Annotated in this window: 10 protein-coding genes; 8 read left to right on the top strand and 2 right to left on the bottom strand. The window is 78.0% G+C overall.

What is annotated here, in order from left to right; genetic code table 11:
- Nucleotides 1-141: 141 nt before the first annotated feature.
- From WMF36_RS27190 to WMF36_RS27155, 8 genes are all read left to right on the top strand, one after another.
- The gene (locus WMF36_RS27190; RefSeq protein WP_437573677.1) at nucleotides 142-3,354 is read left to right on the top strand and encodes a hypothetical protein; all 3,213 of its coding nucleotides are present in this window, start codon (nucleotides 142-144) and stop codon (nucleotides 3,352-3,354) included.
- Nucleotides 3,351-6,527: a hypothetical protein gene (locus tag WMF36_RS27185; protein ID WP_437573676.1), complete on the top strand. Its 3,177-nt coding sequence runs from the start codon at nucleotides 3,351-3,353 to the stop codon at nucleotides 6,525-6,527. The genes WMF36_RS27190 and WMF36_RS27185 overlap by 4 nt, the downstream gene beginning before the upstream one ends.
- Before the next feature lie 184 nt (nucleotides 6,528-6,711).
- A complete protein-coding gene (locus WMF36_RS27180) occupies nucleotides 6,712-6,840 on the top strand; it encodes a hypothetical protein (RefSeq protein ID WP_437573675.1) in 129 nt (42 codons plus the stop codon).
- 47 nt (nucleotides 6,841-6,887) lie between these two features.
- Nucleotides 6,888-10,196, top strand: a complete 3,309-nt coding sequence (locus tag WMF36_RS27175) for a hypothetical protein (RefSeq protein WP_437573674.1) — start codon at nucleotides 6,888-6,890, stop codon at nucleotides 10,194-10,196.
- 57 nt (nucleotides 10,197-10,253) lie between these two features.
- Nucleotides 10,254-10,859, top strand: a complete 606-nt coding sequence (locus WMF36_RS27170; protein WP_437573673.1) for a hypothetical protein — start codon at nucleotides 10,254-10,256, stop codon at nucleotides 10,857-10,859.
- Nucleotides 10,860-11,022: 163 nt separating this feature from the next.
- A complete protein-coding gene (locus tag WMF36_RS27165; RefSeq protein ID WP_437573672.1) occupies nucleotides 11,023-11,961 on the top strand; it encodes an MYXO-CTERM sorting domain-containing protein in 939 nt (312 codons plus the stop codon).
- A gap of 247 nt (nucleotides 11,962-12,208) precedes the next feature.
- Entirely contained in the window at nucleotides 12,209-13,678 is a 1,470-nt protein-coding gene (locus WMF36_RS27160) for an alpha-amylase family glycosyl hydrolase (RefSeq protein WP_437573671.1), read from the top strand.
- Nucleotides 13,679-13,719: 41 nt separating this feature from the next.
- Nucleotides 13,720-14,553: a glutathione S-transferase family protein gene (locus WMF36_RS27155; protein ID WP_437573670.1), complete on the top strand. Its 834-nt coding sequence runs from the start codon at nucleotides 13,720-13,722 to the stop codon at nucleotides 14,551-14,553.
- A 46-nt stretch (nucleotides 14,554-14,599) separates the two neighbouring features.
- Here the strand turns inward: WMF36_RS27155 and WMF36_RS27150 are convergent, their stop codons facing one another.
- Both WMF36_RS27150 and WMF36_RS27145 read right to left on the bottom strand, forming a co-directional pair.
- Nucleotides 14,600-15,640, bottom strand: coding sequence for a phosphatase domain-containing protein (locus WMF36_RS27150; protein WP_437573669.1), 1,041 nt, complete (start codon nucleotides 15,638-15,640; stop codon nucleotides 14,600-14,602).
- Nucleotides 15,633-15,893, bottom strand: a complete 261-nt coding sequence (locus tag WMF36_RS27145) for a hypothetical protein (RefSeq protein ID WP_437573668.1) — start codon at nucleotides 15,891-15,893, stop codon at nucleotides 15,633-15,635. Before WMF36_RS27145 ends, WMF36_RS27150 begins: the two co-directional genes overlap by 8 nt.
- Nucleotides 15,894-15,913 lie beyond the last annotated feature (20 nt).

The raw sequence follows: 15,913 nt of genomic DNA, 5'->3' as shown, positions 1-15,913 counted from the left end.
CGGCGAGGGGTGGGCACGGCTTTCCGGGCGGGCGCAGGGCGCCGCGGGCCGCAGCTTACGATGGGGAGCGAGGGGAGAGCGCGGCTGTCGGCTGGGGGAGGCGGATCGGCGCTGGACGGGGGCGGTACAGCGGATACCGTCGTGTCTTCCCCGATGCTGGCGCGCTCGCTCGGTCTGCTCACGGCGCTCCTCGCGGCCGCCTGCGCGCTCGCGCCCGAGCCGACCCCTGCGCGCGGCGCTGCGGGGGCGGCTCGGTCTGCGCAGGTTGCGCGTGTGTCGAGCGTGTCGGGCGCGTGGGGCGGAGCGGGCGCGGCAGGCGCGGCGCCGGCGGGGGCTCGCTATTTCCAGGGGCTCGCGTTCCAGGGGCTCGCGGACGGCGTGTTCCGCGTGACCCACGGCGGACCGGACGCGGCCGTCGTGGGCCGCGTCGTCGCGGCCGGCGCGCGGCTCGAGCTCGGCGGGGGCGGGCGCGTCGTCGCGGCGGCGTGGGAGCCCGATCTGTGGGCGTCCGGCGATCCCGTCGTCGGGTCGCTCGCGGTCGCGCCCCACCTCGGCGGGGGCTTCCTGCACTGGACCCGGCGCAGGGCGTTCCGGTCGCGCGGCTTCACGGGGCCGCTCGCGGAGGTGGCGATCGGCGGCGGCGCCAGCGCCGTGCGGGGCGCCCGGAACGGCCTGCACGGCGTCGTGGTCTTCACGGAGCAGGGGCCGCGGGCGCTCCTGCCGGGCGAGGATCGCGGCCGGCCGCTCGATGCGCCGGCGATCCACGATCTCGCCGCGCTGGACGCGGCGCGCGCGGCGCGCCTCGACGTCTTCGGCCGCGCGGCGACGACCGTGGACGGCGGCAGGACATGGAGCGATGTCGGCCGGCGGATCGGCCTCGCCTCGCGCGGCCTCGTCGTCGCGCCGGACGCGCTCTGGCTCGGCACGACGCTCGGGCGTGTGGCCGTGCTGCCGGACGGGTCGCTCGGGCGCCCCGACGGCGATCTCCGCGCGATGTCGCCGGGCGGCTCGTTCCAGCTGCTCTTCGCGGGCCCCCGGGCCGGCGAGCGCGGGGAGCTGGCCCTCGAGGAGCGCGCGCCGCTCGCGCCGCTCGAGGCGGTCGTCTCCGCCGGCGCGCTCCTGCCGGACGGGACGGCGCTCGGGGTGTTCGAGGGCGGGGTCGCGCGGATCGACGCGCGCACGGGGGCGACGCGCGAGCGGCTCGCCGGCTGGTTTCCGGACGGGCTGGACTGCGCGCCGATGCGCGCGGAGGACGGGCTGCTCTTCCTGTGCGCGTGGGACGATTACGAGGGCTACGGCAGCTACGTCCTGCGCTCGGAGCGCGGCGAGGCGCCGCGGGTGGAGCGCGCCTTCAGCGACGAGGGGTTCTTCGTGGCCGACGACGGCGGCGCGCTCGGCTACGTCGGCGGCTGCTCGGCGTCTCCGCGGCTCGTGAGCGACGAGGAGCGCGATCGCCGTTACGGAGCGGTCGTGGTTTCGCCGAGGATCTGCGTGCGGCGCGGCGCGAGCGCGTGGGTGGAGCACGCGGTCGAGATCGGCGAGGCGGAGGCGCTGGTCGGCTGGGCGCCGCGCCGGGACGGGAGCGCTGTCGCGCTGCTGCAGGGCGAGCGCGACGCGCTGCCGGCGCCGGTCGGCGCGCCGCTGGGCCGCGACGAGGGGGGCGTGCGGGTCGTGCAGCTACGCGGGCATCTCCCCGGCTGGTACTGGACGCCGCCTCCGCGGGACGGGGCGCGGGTGCTCGTCGACCGGCGCTTCCGTGCGCGCGAGGACGGCGGGGTCGACGGGTGGCTGTCGTCGATCGAGTGGCCCGATCCCGTCAGGCAAGCGAGCCTGGGCGTCTCGATCGCGGCGGACGGGGCGATCCAGACGCACGCCTTGCCGCAGGATCCGGCGGGGATGGTGGTGACCGGCGATCACGGTGTGCTCGTCACGCGCGGCGCGGAGCTCCACGAGACGCTCGATCACGGCCGGACGTGGCGCGCTGCGGGGCGTTCGCCGGTGCCACCGTCGTCGTTCCAGGGCGCGTGCTCCGCGCTCGGCTGCGCGCTGGCCGGCGTGGTGGTGCGGCTCGGCTGGGGCGCGGGCGAGCTGTCGCCGGACGTCGCCCCCGCGCCGGGCCTAGGCTGCGGGCTTGCGGAGGCGAGCGGGGCGGGCGCAGGCGCGGCGGTTTGCCCGAGCGGAGGCGGCCGGCCGCAGGAGACGACGGCGGGGCTGCCGGTGCTGTCGTGCGCGCCGGTCGGCCTGCCGGCGCCGCTCCCGCGCGCCGCGCCCGCGGCCGGCGCGGAGCGATGGACCGTGTCGACGCCGTACGGCGAGACGCTGGAGATCGTCGCTGACGCGCCGGCGTCCGAGCGCGCCACGCCGCCGCCCGAGGAGGCGCCGCCGCCCGAGGACGCGGCGCCGCCCGAGGACGCGGCGCCCGGGAAGGGCGGTCCGAAGGCCGCGGCGCTGCGGACGCACAGCGCGCTGTTTCGCCTTCCGTTCGACCTGCGCGGCGAGGTGCTGCGGCTGAACGCGACCGAGCTCGCGCTGAGCGGCGGGCGCGGCGCGCAGCGGGCGACCTCGGTGCCGCTGCTCGCCGCGGGCGGCGAGACGGCGCTGCTCGTCCTCGCCGAGGTGGGCGAGCTGCTGCTCGGCCCCGGGGGCGCGCGGGCGCTCCCGGCGTTCGAGCCTCGCCGGAGCCCGGCGGACGCCTCCGCGGGGCGGACCCCTGGTCTGCTGCTCGGCCCGGGCCGCGCCCTCGTGCTCGGCGAGCACCGGCGCCGCGCGGCCATCGAGGAGCACACGCCGGAGCCCCGGCAGCCCGCGCGCATCGTGGGGCTCGACCGCGAGGAGCTGCGGGGCCGGCCGATGGCGCTGGCCCGGCGCGACGACGGCGAGACCGGCGTGCTGGTGCTCGACGGCCCGGCCCCCGAGACCGCAGGGGCCGCGGTGCTCGACCGTACGGCCGCGACGGCGGGCGAGGTGGTCGCGCTCGCGCCCTGGTCGACGCTGACCGCCGCGAGCGACGCGCGCTGCCGCGCCATGCGGGGCGCGTGGCGCGCGCTCGTGGCGCTCGATCCGGAGAGCGCGCTGCGCCTCGATCGGAGGGCGTTGCCCGCGATCGCCCCCGGGAACCAGGGCATCGCGCAGGTGCGCTGGGGGCGCGAGCGCGTCTGTCTCGAAGCGCTGCACCTCGCGGTCGCCGACTCGAGGCGGCGCGGCGAGGCGGCGGTGGGCGCGGCGCTGATCGCGCGGTGGACGGCGCCGCGCGGGCAGGGGAGCGGGGAGGGAGGCGGAGAAGGTGTGTTGCGGACCGCGTCGACGATGCAGCGCCTGACGTGCGCTGCGGGCGCCCGGTCGGGCGACGAGTGAGGCGCGGGGCCGCCGACCCGCGCTCCTCGGGCGCGCTCTCCCGCGCGCTCGGCCGGCTATCGCTCGTCGCCGCGCCGGCGCTCGCGGCCTGCGGGGCGCCCGAGCCGGCGCCCGCGCCGCCCGGCGCACCCGAGCCGCCTCGCCCCGCGTCTTCCGTCGTCATGCTCGGCCCGGCCCGGTACGTCGCGCCGCCGGCGCAGGGCCTCGTCGAGCGCGTGATCGTCGGCGGCGAGGAGGTCGGCAGGGCGGTCGTCAACGGCCAGCGCGTCGAGCTGCACGGCCTCGAGCGGATCGAGCCGCTCGGCGCAGACGGCCTGGGGCTCGCCGGCGGCGCAGCGTTCCCCGTCTGGGCTCAGGCCAGCGCGCCGGCCGGGCCGCGCTACGTGTTCTGGAGCGGCGGCGAGATCACCACGGCGGCCACGTTTGCCGGGGAGCTCCGCAAGCGCGCGACCTTGCCGGGCAGCGTCGCCGGCGTGTTCCCATGGCTCGACGGAATCGGCCTGATCACGCCGGTCGGGAGCTTCGTCGTCCAGGGCGCGAGCGGCGCGCTGCGGCCGCTCGGCCTGCCGTCCCTCGTCGCGGCCGCGGCCGCCGGCGAGCGCCGCGCGCTCGGCCTGACCGTCTTCGGGCGCGCGCTCCTCACGCTGGACGCGGGCGCCTCCTACCGCGACGTCACCGCGGACCTCGGCGGCGCGATCGCGCTCGATGTCCGCGGCGAGGAGATCGTCGTCTCGCTCCTCGGCGGCCTCGAGCGCGCCGTCGATCCGAGCGGCCGCATCGGCGAGCCCCGCGCCCCGCGCGCGCGGCCGCCGGCCGGCGTCGACGCCGGGTGGCTCCCCGGCGCCCCCTTCGATCAGCTCGCGGACGCCGTGGCCTCGGGCCTGCCGCTCGCCGACGGCGGGGCGGTGATCGCCGCGGATGGCTCCATCGGCCGCATCGATCTCGCGACCGGTCGCGCCTCGTCCGTCGCGCCGTTGCCGCCCGGCAGCGGCCAGTGCGCGCCGTTTCGCGCGAGCGACGCGCTGCTCGCCGTCTGCGCCGGCCCGGATCGCGCGAGCGTCGTGGACGTCGCCAGCGATGCGCGCGCGCCGCGCGCGCTCCGGATCGAGCGCGCGTTCGAGCTCCGGCCCGAGCCGGAGCGGGAGGCCGGCCGCTTCGTCGGCGTGGACGGCGAGGCGCTCGGCTACCTCGGGCCGTGCGAGGGGCTGCCGAAGCCGCGGCTCGACCTCCGCGCGATCTCGCGCGCGGCGTTCGCCGGCGACCCGGCGCTGCGGAGCGCGGTGTTCTGCGTGCGGAGCGGGCCTCTCGTCTGGGTCGAGCACCGCCTCGATCCGGCGGACGCGACCGACGTGCTCGCGTGGATCCCGCGCGGCGGCGGGGGCGCGGTCGCCCTCGTCGCGCGACCGGGCGCGTTCCTGCCGGACGGCGAGCGCGTCGAGGTGCGCGGCGCGCTCCGCGTCGTGCGGATCGCGCGCAGCGAGCCGCCGCTCGTCCTGCCCGCGTACGGCGACCGGCGGCCGGAGCTGCTCTCGCGCGCGCTCGCCGTGCTCGCGGGCGGCGCCATCGAGGGCTGGCTCCCCGTGCAAGGCGCGGTCGGCCTCGCGCCGATCGCGATCGACGCCGCCGGCCGGCTGCGCCGCCTCTCGCTGCCGGCGCGCGCGAGCTCGATCGAGGCGTCGGGCCCGTTCGCGCTCGTCGAGACGGAGGACGGCAGGCTCTTCGAGACGATCGATCGCGGGAGGCGGTGGGCGCCCGTCGCGCCGCCGCCGGGCAGCGCGGCGGCCGGGCTCGCGGGCTGCTCCGCGGTGGGGTGCCGCCTCGGCCCGTTCCTCCGGCTCGGGTGGGCGTCGGCCGCGAGCGGCGGCGGGGCGCGCGGGGCGTCGTTGCCCGATGCGGCCGCGGCGGAGCCGTCCGCCGGGCGTCCGCGGAGCGAGCGCGACGGGTCGGCGCGGCCGCCGGTCCCGCCGCCCATCGCGCGGCTCGCCTGCAGCTTCGCAGGGCCGATCGCCGCCGCGCGCGTGCCGGAGTCGTACGGCTTCGGCGCCGTGGCCGCGCCGCCCCTGCGCACGACGAGCCCGCTGCGGCTCGGCACGCTCGGAGTGCTGACGCTGCCGTCGTTCGGCGGCGCGCAGCCGGCGGCCTTCGCCGACGCGGAGCTCGCCTGGATCGCCCCGCTCGATCTGCGCGCCGAGATCCGCCGCGCGACCGTGCCGCTCGCGAGCGCCGGGCTGCCCCAGCTCGCGTACCGGCCCTACGAGGCGCAGGTCGGGCTCGTGATCGATCGCGACGGCCGCGTGGCCCCCGTCGCGGGCGGCCCGAAGGAGACGTGCCTCGCCGGCCTGCTGGACGCCGCGCGCGTGACGCGGCCGATCGGCGGCTGCGTCCCCCAGCTCTCGGTCGGCGTCGATCTCGGCGATCGCGCGGTGTTCCTCAGCCCCGGGTACGACGGCCTCGCGGTGAGCGCCGTCGACCTGCGCGGGGAGGCGGGGGCCGCGCGCGGGGCTCCGGCGAGCGCGCGACCCGGGGGCAGCGGGCCGCCGCCGGCGCTCCGGGAGCTCCACCAGCAGCGCTCGGCGCGGGCGGCGGCGCAGCAGGCGCGCTTCGCCTTCGGCGCGGGCGTGCGTGCGGGCGCGCCGGTCGCCGTGGCGGTCGCCGGCGACGGCGGCGCGGTGCTCTCGCCTGTCGAGCCCGAGCTCGGCGAGCTGGGCCCCGAGGAGGCGCTCGCGCCGCTCGGCGAGCTCATCGCGGGCAGCGAGCCGTCGTGCGCGCCGCGCCGCGGGGAGGCGCGCGTGGTCCTGCCGTTCGATACGGAGATCGGCCTCGCGCCCGGCGCGCTGCCAGGGATCACCGAGGCCGGGACGGCCGGCGTCGCGGTGATCCGGTGGTCGCGCGATCGCGCGTGCCTCGACGCCGTGGAGCTCACCGTGCGGGACGAGCGCTACGAGGTCGACCTCGGCTTCTACGAGCCGCCCGGCGTCGTGAAGAAGCTCGTCGCGCGCTTCGCGGGGCCGCCGCCCGCGGCCTCGCTCGGCGCGCGCGGCGGGCCGAGCCCCGCGCCCGCGCGGCGGGGCGAGCCGGCGCAGGGCGCTGGTGGAGGCACGCTCGTGCTCGTCCAGCACGGCCAGGAGGTGCGGCAGCCGGTGCAATGCAAGGCGGTCGTGAGGGTGCGCTGAGGCGATCGGGCGTGCTCGCGATCCGCTCGGCCTTGGCGCGCGGCGGCGGAGCGAGCCGCCTCACGCGGGTCCAGGCCGCGTTCGCTGCGCCCGGGCGGTCCGGCCAGGAGCACGCTGCGGCGTTCGCTCGGATCGTTTACAATGCGCCGCCTGAGCCCCGCGGGTGGCGCTGGAGGCGCTGAACATGGAACGGCAGAGCGAGCCCAGAGCGATGTTCCCCCGGCCCGCACGGGAGCGCGTCGAGCGCGCGGCCCTCGCCCGGGGGATCGGCGGCGTCCGGGGCGCGAAGCTCGCCGCCGGCGCGCTCTGCTGACGCCGCGGCGCTCGCTCCTGCGCCGCGCCGCCGTCGCTGCCGCCGCGATGCCCTCCCGCACAGGCGTCCTCCTCGGGCTCGCCCTCGCCGCTGCCTGCAGCGCCGCCCCGGAGCGCGCCCCGCGGCCGGCCGGCCCCCCGGCCTCCGCGCTCTCCGACGCGCCGCCGCTCGCTCCGGCGCGTTACGTGCTCACCGAGGGCGTCGGGGTCCTCTTCGACGCCGCCGCCGCGTCCGGCGAAGGCTCGCCCGCGCCCGGCCGGCAACCGGCGCTCCACGAAGGGATCCGCGTGCTCCTCGAGCGCGGCGTCGTGCTCGCCGCCGCGCCCGCGTCCGAGCTGCTCCGCGGGTTCCGGTCGATCCCGGCGCGCCTCGGGGGTGGGTTCGTCCTGTGGTCCGAGGGCCGCGTCTACCGCGCCAGCGACTTCCTCGGCGCGCTCGCGCCCATCGTCGACGTCGGCGCCCCCGGCGGCGCCCGGCCGTACCTCGACGCGATCCTCCTGCGCAGCGATCGAGGGCTCCTCGAGATCGACCCGTCCACGCTCGCCCTTCGCCGCTTCGGCGCCGCGGGCGTGGTCGACGCGGTGGCCGTCGACGCGCGGCGCGCGGCGCGCCTCGACCTGCTCGGCCGCGCCTCGGTCACGCTCGACGGGGGCGCCACCTGGATCGACGTGCTCGAGACCCACGGGCTCGCCACGACGCTCCTCGAGGAGGGGGGCGGGGAGGTCGCGCTGCTCGGCCCCTCCGGCGGCCCTGCGCTCCGCGTGACCGCCGCCGGCCTCGTGCCTGCCGTGCCCGCTCCGCCGAGCGACGGCCCGAGCCCGTCGCTCCACCTCCCGCTGGCGCAGGACCCGCCGCGCGAGGCCTCCTCGGGCCGCGCGCTCGCCCCGGAGGCGCTCGCGCTGGCCGCGGCCACCGGCGCCCTCCTCCGCGGCGGCAGGCTGCTCGTCGCCCGCAACGGCGGCCTCGCCGTCCTCGCCGCGGCGACGGCCCAGCCCATCGCCGACGCGGCGATCGAAGGCCTTGACCCGCGCTACGCGCGCTGTCAGCCGTTCCGGGCAGGCGAGGACGTCCTGCTCGCGTGCGCGCACGAGGCCGCCCAGGTGCTCCGGCTCGTGACGACGCTCGCCGCGCCGCGGCTGGAGGCCACGTTCCCGCCCCGCGGCCGCGACCCCGATCCGATCGCGCCCTCGCGGGGGGCGTTCGTCGGCGACGATCGAGGCCGCCTCGCCTTCTCCGGCCGGTGCGGCAGCGCGCCTCCGGGGGTCCACGACTTCCAGGAGAGCCCGGACGGCGCCGACTCGCCGGACGGCGAGCGGTCGCCCTGGCCTTCTGCGCTGCCGCTGCCGGACGAGCCGCGCGCCATCGCGGAGCGCGGCTCGTCCGGCAGCGGCGAGCCCGCCGAGGACCACGCCGCGCGCGTGTGCGTGCGCACCGGCGGCGGCCGCTGGGTCGAGCGCCGGCTCGAGGGCGAGGATGCCGCCCGCCTCTACCGCTGGATCGCCGGTGAGCGCGGGACCGTGACCGCGCTCGTGCTGGAGGCGCCGAGGGGGCCGGGAACGCGGACCGCCGAGGCGGGAGCGCGGCGCCCGCCGCCCGCCGAGGGGGAGGCGCCGCGACCGCGGATCACCGGGGAGGAAGCGCCGCGCACGTCGCCTCCCGTCTCGCGCGACCGCGAGCCTCTTCTTCCCGCGAGCCCGTCCGAGGGCGTCCGCGTGATCCGCGTGCGCGAGCGCGACCCGGCGCTCGCCGGCGGCGTCTTCCCGGCGCTTGCCGACCCCGCCTCGCCGCGCCTCGTCGACACCGACTTCTGGGAGGACGACGACGGCGCCGTGCGCGGCTGGCTCCACCTGCCCGACGCGGCCGGCGGCGCCTCGCCGGACCGCGCGGCGCTGCCGGGGGAAGGCGCGCCCGGACCCGCCGCGCGCCTCCTCTCGCGCCGCCGCGGCGGCCGCATCGCCGGCGTGCGCATCGACCCGCGCGGCGGCATCACCGTCTATCCCCTCCCGGCCGCCGTCGCGCACGTCGTCGCTGGCGGCCGGTTCGCGCTCGCCGCCACCGGCGACGACCCGCCGGCCTACTTCGAGTCGACCGACGGCGGCCGCTCGTGGCGCCCCGTCGAGGGCCCTCCCGCTCGTCAGATCGAGCCTCCGCTCGACGAGGGCACCCCCTTCGCCTGCTCTCCGATCGGCTGCGCGATGGGCGATCACGGCCTCGTCCGCCTCGGCTGGGGCAGCCCTCCGCCGCCGCCGCGCAGCGCGCCGCCGCCCTACGCCCCCGCGGCGGGCCCCGCGCCCCGGACCGCCCCTCCGCCGCTCGTCTCCTGCCGCCTCGACGGCGACCCTCCGTCCTTCCCGCCCCCTGCCGCCCTCCCGGCGGCGCGCCCCCCGGCTCGTCCCGTTCCGGGCCGCGCCCCCCGCATCGCGCTCGCAGCGCCGGGCGCCCCCGCGGCGGCCCGGCTCTCCGGCGGCGCGCCCCCGGCCGTCTCGCTGTGGACCGCCCCGTTCTCCCCCCTGGGCGCGCTCCGCGACGGCGTCTTCACCGCCAGCGTGCTCCAGCCGTTCGCGACCGCCGCCGCCCCGCGCCGCCTGTCCCTCCGCGACCGCTCGCTCGCCGCGGCGTCCGGCGCCGCCCTCCCCGTGTTGCTCGCGCCCGGCGCCGGAGCGCCCGTGGACCTGCTGCTGCTCTTCGACGCCAGCGGCCCGCAGGGGCGGCGCGGCCTCCGCGTGCGCGCGGGCGCCGCGCCCCCGGCGCTGCTGCCGTTCGACCACGCCGGCACGATCGCCGCCGCGGCCGAGCTGCCGGGCGGCGACCTGCTCGCCTTCGACGCCGGCAAGCGGAGCCTCCTCCTCGTCACGCGGCGGGCCACCCTCCCGGTCGCCGGGCTCGCGCCTGTCCCCGATGTCGCGGGCGCCCGGCTCACCCTCGGCCGGCGGCTCGACGCCCCCGGCCTCGTGCTCGTCGGCTACTCCGTCGCCTCGGGGGAGGTGGTCGCCGGGCTGCTCGACGTCGCCCGGGGTCAGGTCGGCCCCCTCGAGCCGCTCGGATCCCTCGCGTCGCTCGCCGAGATCGGCGCTGGCGACTGCGGCGGCGCTCGGCCGTCCCACCGGTTCATCGCCGAGCTGCCCGTCACGCTCCGGGTGGCGTCGAGGAGCGGGACCCCGCTGCTCGAGGAGGACGCCCCCGGGGCCGCGCTGCTCGCCGGCGGCGGCGGCGCGCTGTGCGTCGAGGCGATCGAGATCCGCGCCGCTGCCCGGGGCGCGCAGGACCTCGGCGCGGTGTTCGGCCCCGGCGGGGCCGCGGCCCTCCGCGGCGGCGGCGCGCGGCTCCGCTGCGAGCTCCTGCCGGACCGGCCCTGACGCGCGGCGCGTCCCCGGAAACTCCGCTCCGGCGGACCTCCGTGCTAGGGTCGGCCCATGCCCGCCCTTCGATCCTTGGCCTTGCCGATGGCGGTGGCCGCGTCGATGCTCGGCCCGCTGACCGCTTGCTCCGAGCGGCCTACGAGCTTTCCCGATCGCGACGGCGTCATCGCCGCCCAGGCCGAGTGGTGCGCCGCGCTCGCCAAGCTCCAGCGCGCCGGCGCGTCCTGGGAGCACCTCAACGCGTGCAAGGCCGCCTACCCGACCTCCTCGCCCACCTATCTCCGTGCGATGACGAGCTGCTTCTCGCGACGGATGGAGGCCTCCACCGAGAGCTCGCCTGACCGGAGCCAGATCATCCTCGAGTGCAACGACGAGGTGGCCGTCAAGATCAACCCGGACGAGCCGACGGCGAGGTCCGTCATCGACTCCCGCTGTGCGCGCATGGCCCGCTGCGAGAAGATCCCCGTCGCGGACTGCAAGACCGCGTTCAGCAAGCTCGAGACGGCCCAGCGCGCGATGTTCACCACGATCTACAACGGCGCCGGCCGCTACGAGATCATCGACTGCCTCGACAACGCGAGCTGCACCGACAACGAGGAGGCGGGCCGCCAGGCCTGTTACAAGCCCACCTCCGACGAGCTGCTCTGGTTCCCGGACTGAGCCCGCGCTCCCGGCGGACGCCGGGGGCGCCAGCGGACCGCACCAGCGGCCGCGGAGTGCCCGCGCCGCCGGCCCCTCGTCCGCGCCGCCGGCCTCCTCGTCCGCGCCGCCGGCCCTCTCGTCCGCGCCTCGTTTCCAAGAAATCCCTGGTAGCGTGCTGCGCATGCGAACCGCCCGACCTCGAACCGGTCACCTCTCTCAGCCCGGCGCGCGACGTCAGCGCGCCGAGCGTTCTCACGCCCGCCCCGCCCACGCCCGCTCCGGAGCGGCGCGCCGCCTCGCCGGAGGCGGCCGCGGGCTCCTGCTCGCGCGCGTCGTCGCGGCCGCGCTCGCCCTGATCGGGGCGTGGCTGCCCGCGACCGCGGCGCACGCGGCGGGCACCGTCACCATCGCCGATCGCGCGCCCAAGGAGGACGGCGGCCGCTGGAAGCTCAAGATGACGATCAACTACGGAGGGACGCCGCACCTCTCGCACATCCCGATGCTGTTCTCGTTCACGCCGACGATGCACTACGAGCGAGCGCTCACCGACCAGTCGCCCGAGAAGCCGATCCTCAACCGCATCCCGCTCCAGAACCAGCAGTCGATCAACGAGAGCATGGACGTCGGCTTCTCCGACGGCAGCGGCAAGGTCTTCACGATCACCAAGTTCGACTTCGTCCTCCGGCGCGATCGCGGCTTCGAGGCCGGCGAGTACGAGCTCGTGATCAAGCGCGCGAGCGACGGCGTGCAGATGGGGCAGAAGCAGAAGATCACCCTGAAGGGCGACAACGAGATCATGGATCGCCGCGCGATCGTCTTCACCGGCGAGAAGAAGAAGAAGAAGGACGACAAGGCGGCCGGCGCCGAGACCGAGAAGAGCGACGAGGCCGAGAAGGAGCCCGCGTCCGACGCCGAGCCCGCGTCCGACCCCGCGGAGGCGGAGGCGCCCTCCGACGCCGAGCTCCCGCCCGACGAGGCGCCGCCCCCGGTCTCGCCGAAGCAGGGCGGCTGCGGCTGCCGGCTCTCGCCCGAGGAGGCCGCGACGCCCCTCGCCTTGCCGCTCGTCGCCCTGGGCGCGGCGGCCGCGATCGCGCGAAGGCGCCGCGCGCGCCGCGGCTAGCGTCGCACGCCGCGGTCGGGCGCACGCCGCGATCGGTCGCAGCGCGCGCCGATCGCCCGCGCCCGCAGCCCGGGCGGACGGCTCTTTGCGAGACAGCCTCTGCGCTGGACGGCGCGCGCGGCCTCGGCCCGCGGCGCCCGCACCTCGTGATCGCCCTTGCAGGGACCACCCGAGCCCGCAGACAATCCCTCTGCCGACGCCGACTGCCCGCGACTCCCTCGCGGGCCCGCCGTCCCCAATCCAATCGATGAGCTCTCTAGTCCCTGCCCACCAGCACCCCCTGCTGTACGCGGTCTTCGTGCGCGTCTGGCTCCATGAGCTCTCGCGCGCCGCCAAGGCCAGGGTGACGCTCGCCAGCGTGCCCGACGCGGCGCTCGACCGGCTCGCCGCGCTCGGCGTCGACTACGTGTACCTGATGGGCGTCTGGACGCTCGGCCAGGAGGGCCCGCGCCTCTCGCTCACGCACCCCGACCTGCGCGCCGAGTACGACCGCGTGCTGCCGGACTGGACCGAGGCCGACGTGGCCGGCTCCCCGTTCGCCGTCGCGCGGTACGAGGTGAGCCCCGCGTTCGGCGGCGACGCCGCGCTCGCGGATCTGCGCCGGCGCCTCGCGGCGCGCGGCATCGGGATCCTCCTTGACTTCGTCCCCAACCACGTCGCGCGCGACCACCACTGGGTGAAGGAGAAGCCCGAGTGCTTCGTCGTCGGCGACGACGGCGCCCCGCTCAGCGGGCGCGACCCCTACATCCCGCCGTGGCCCGACACCGCCCAGCTCGACTACCGCCTCGCGGCGACGCGCGCCGCCTCCATCGAGGCGCTCCGCAGCGTCGCGGCGCGCTGCGACGGCGTCCGCTGCGACATGGCCATGCTGGTGATCGACGACGTCTTCCGCCACACGTGGGCCAAGCGGCCGCCCGCAGCGCGAAAGGCCGAGGCCACCGGCGAGTTCTGGGCGGAGGCCATCGACGCCGTCCGCCGCGACCACCCGAGCTTCGTCTTCATCGCCGAGGCGTTCTGGGATCTCGAGTGGCGGCTGCAGATGCTCGGGTTCGACTACACCTTCGACAAGAGCCTTTACGATCGGCTGAGCCACGCCTCCGCGTCCTCCGTCCGCGGCCACCTCGCGGCCACGCCGGACTACCAGCGGCGGAGCGTCCGCTTCATCGAGCACCACGACGAGCCGCGCATCGCGGCCGTGCTCCCGCCGGACCGGCGCCGGGCCGCGGAGTTCATCGCCGCGACGGTGCCCGGCATGCGGTTCATCCACCACGGCCAGCTCGAGGGGCGCACGGTGCGCGCCTCGCTGCACCTCGCCCGCGCCCCCGAGGAGCCGGTCGATCAGGCGTGCCTCGCCTTCCACGAGCGGCTCCTCGCCGCGGTGCGTCGTCCCATCCTGCGCACCGGGAGCTTCGCCACGCTCACCCCGCGCGGCCCGGGCGCCGACGCGTTCGTCGCCTACCGGTGGGAGCCGCTCCCGGCCTGCGGCGCGCCCCGCAGCGCGGCGCCGCTCGTGGCGGTGGTCAATTTCGCCCCGTCGCGCAGCGGGTGCCGCATCCCGCTCGACATCGCCGGCATCGCGGGCCGCAAGGTCCTGCTCGTCGACCTCATGACCGGCAACGAGCACCCGCGCGACGGCGACGAGCTCGTCGATCTGTCGCGCGGCCTCGGCGTCGAGCTCCCCGCGTACGGCACCCACCTCTTCGAGATCCGGCGCTGAGCGGCCGGCGCGCCCGGGTCGGTGCAAGCTCGGAGGTCCTCATGTCGGATGCCGGCGCCGCCGCGCCTTTCCGCCTCATCACCATCCCTTTCAGCCACTACTGCGAGAAGGCGCGGTGGGCGCTCGACCGCGCCGGCGTGCCGTACCGGGAGGACGCCTACCTCCCGCTCGCCCACGCGCTCCCGGCGCTGCGCGCGGGCGGGCGCCGCTCCGTGCCGGTGCTCGTCACGCGGGCGGGTGCGCTCGGCGACTCGACCGACATCCTGCGCTACGCCGACGCGTTCGTCCCGTCGGAGCACGCGCTCTTCCTCGGCGAGTCCGACGCGCGCCGCGCCGAGGTCGAGGCGCTCGAGGAGCGCTTCGACCGCGAGCTCGGCCCCGCCGCCCGCCGCGTCGTGTATTTCCACCTCCTGCCCGACGAGGAGGCCGCGTTCGCCTTGATGCGCGGGTCGTTCCGCTCGCTCGAGGGCGCCGGCGCGGCGCCGCGCTTCTGGCTCGGGCGCGGCGCCTTTCGCGCCTACTTCCCTGTCGCGCGCGCGGTCATGAGGCGCGCGATGCGCATCGACGCCGTCGGCGCCGAGCGCTCGCGGGGCAAGATCCGCGCGGTCTTCGACGCGGTGAACGAGCGCCTGCGCGACGGGCGCCCGTTCCTCGTCGGCGACCGGTTCTCGGCCGCCGATCTCGCGTTCGCCGCGCTCGCCGCGCCGCTGCTCGTGCCCGAGCGGCATCCGGTGCCCCTCCCGCCGCCGGGCGCGCTGCCGTCCGGCCTTCGCGATCTCGTCGAGTCGCTCCGCGACGAGCCGGCCGGCGCGTTCGTCCAGCGCCTGTACCGCGAGCAGCGGCACCGCAAGGCCGGGCTCCACGCCGGCGGGTGACGCACGGCGCCGCCGCCGCGCTCACCCGCGCGCCGGTTCTCCGCGCTCACCCGCGCGCCGGCACGCTCGCGAGCAGGTCCCGCACCGCCGGCCCTGCCTTCAGCGGCTCGCGGTGCGCCCCGAAGTGCCGCGCGTGATCCCGGACCGCCCCGATCGCCGCCTCGGGGGCGAGGCCGTGCCGGGCGCGCAGCCACGCCGCCAGCACGATGCCCGCGCGGCCCGCGCCGGAGGCGCAGTGCACGACGATGGGCGCGCCGCCGGCCTCCGCGCGCCGGAGCGCGACGAGCGCCTGCTCCAGCGCGTCGGGCGAGGGGATCGCGCCCCCCTCGAGCGGCACGTGCGTCACCCGGAGGAACTCGCGCTGGTAGCGGCTGAGGAGCGGGACCCGGTGGAGCGCCAGCTCCCCCTCGTCGAGCAGGCACAGCACCTCGCGCATGCCGTGCCGCGCCATGAAGCCGAGCCACGCCTCGACGGGGCCGTCGCTCGGATCGGGCTGCTGCGCGGCGCCCGGCGTCGCGGCCACGGACGAGCGGATCCCGGAGGCCGACCAGAGCGCCATCCCGAAGCCGGGGCGCTCCGCGCCGTGCACGACCCTGTCGAGCGGCGACGCGGACGCGAAGTTGAAGGGGACCGGCGTCGACTGCTCGCGCTCGCTCCGGTAGAAGAGCTCGAACTCCGCGACGGACGCCTCGAGCTCGGGGTCGTCGATCGAGCCCGGCCGCGCGCGCCGCACCTCGTTGATGGCCTCGGCCGGCGACCGGCCCAGCGACACGAGGCGGCACGCGAGCACCACCCCGGTGCGCCCGATGCCGCCCTCTCCGTGCACGACGATCGGCCGCGGCGCCCGGTCGAGGAACGCCACGGCGCGCAGGAGGTCCACGCTCGGGATGCGCGTGAAGTCCGCGAGCGGGCAGTGCAGGTGGACGAGCGAGCCGAGCGCGTGCGGCGGAGGCGCTCGCCGCGAGAGCGACACCATGCTGCGGAAACCGAGCTCCGCGAGCTCCTCGACCGCCCGCGGCGCGTGGGGGTACGCCATGCCGGCGAGCTCGCCGGGGATGACGAAGGAGAAATGTTCGAGCTCACTCATGGCCGCCGCCTGGCGCGCACAGGGTCGTGGCCTGCGCCTCGCGGTAGGGGGTCTGCCCGCATCGGCCCTGGAGGTCGCAGCTCACCCCGTCCCCCGTCGTCTCCTCGCGGATCGACGCGGCAGGGCGCTGCTCCGGGCCGTCGCGCATCGGTTGCGCGCTGCGTCCTCGGGCGAGCGAGGCGCCGGGCAGGGCGGTGGCGGCGAGGCCGCGGACCGCCGGGAGCGTGGGCCTGGGCGCGAGAGCATTCCTCATGGTGGGTCCGCATTGTAACG

It is taken from the genome of Sorangium sp. So ce887 (assembly GCF_051521455.1).
Classification (GTDB): Bacteria; Myxococcota_A; Polyangia; order Polyangiales; family Polyangiaceae; genus Sorangium.
Note: the sequence above shows the minus strand (reverse complement) of the source record. Positions and strands in the feature narration are given on the sequence as shown.

Excerpts from the sequence above, each read along its gene's own strand:
- WMF36_RS27180 (WP_437573675.1), top strand. The coding sequence starts at position 6,712 with ATGGAACGGCAGAGCGAGCCCAGAGCGATGTTCCCCCGGCCCGCACGG.
- WMF36_RS27175 (WP_437573674.1), top strand. The coding sequence starts at position 6,888 with ATGCCCTCCCGCACAGGCGTCCTCCTCGGGCTCGCCCTCGCCGCTGCC.
- WMF36_RS27170 (WP_437573673.1), top strand. The coding sequence starts at position 10,254 with ATGCCCGCCCTTCGATCCTTGGCCTTGCCGATGGCGGTGGCCGCGTCG.
- WMF36_RS27165 (WP_437573672.1), top strand. The coding sequence starts at position 11,023 with ATGCGAACCGCCCGACCTCGAACCGGTCACCTCTCTCAGCCCGGCGCG.
- WMF36_RS27160 (WP_437573671.1), top strand. The coding sequence starts at position 12,209 with ATGAGCTCTCTAGTCCCTGCCCACCAGCACCCCCTGCTGTACGCGGTC.
- WMF36_RS27155 (WP_437573670.1), top strand. The coding sequence starts at position 13,720 with ATGTCGGATGCCGGCGCCGCCGCGCCTTTCCGCCTCATCACCATCCCT.
- WMF36_RS27150 (WP_437573669.1), bottom strand. The coding sequence starts at position 15,640 with ATGAGTGAGCTCGAACATTTCTCCTTCGTCATCCCCGGCGAGCTCGCC.
- WMF36_RS27145 (WP_437573668.1), bottom strand. The coding sequence starts at position 15,893 with ATGAGGAATGCTCTCGCGCCCAGGCCCACGCTCCCGGCGGTCCGCGGC.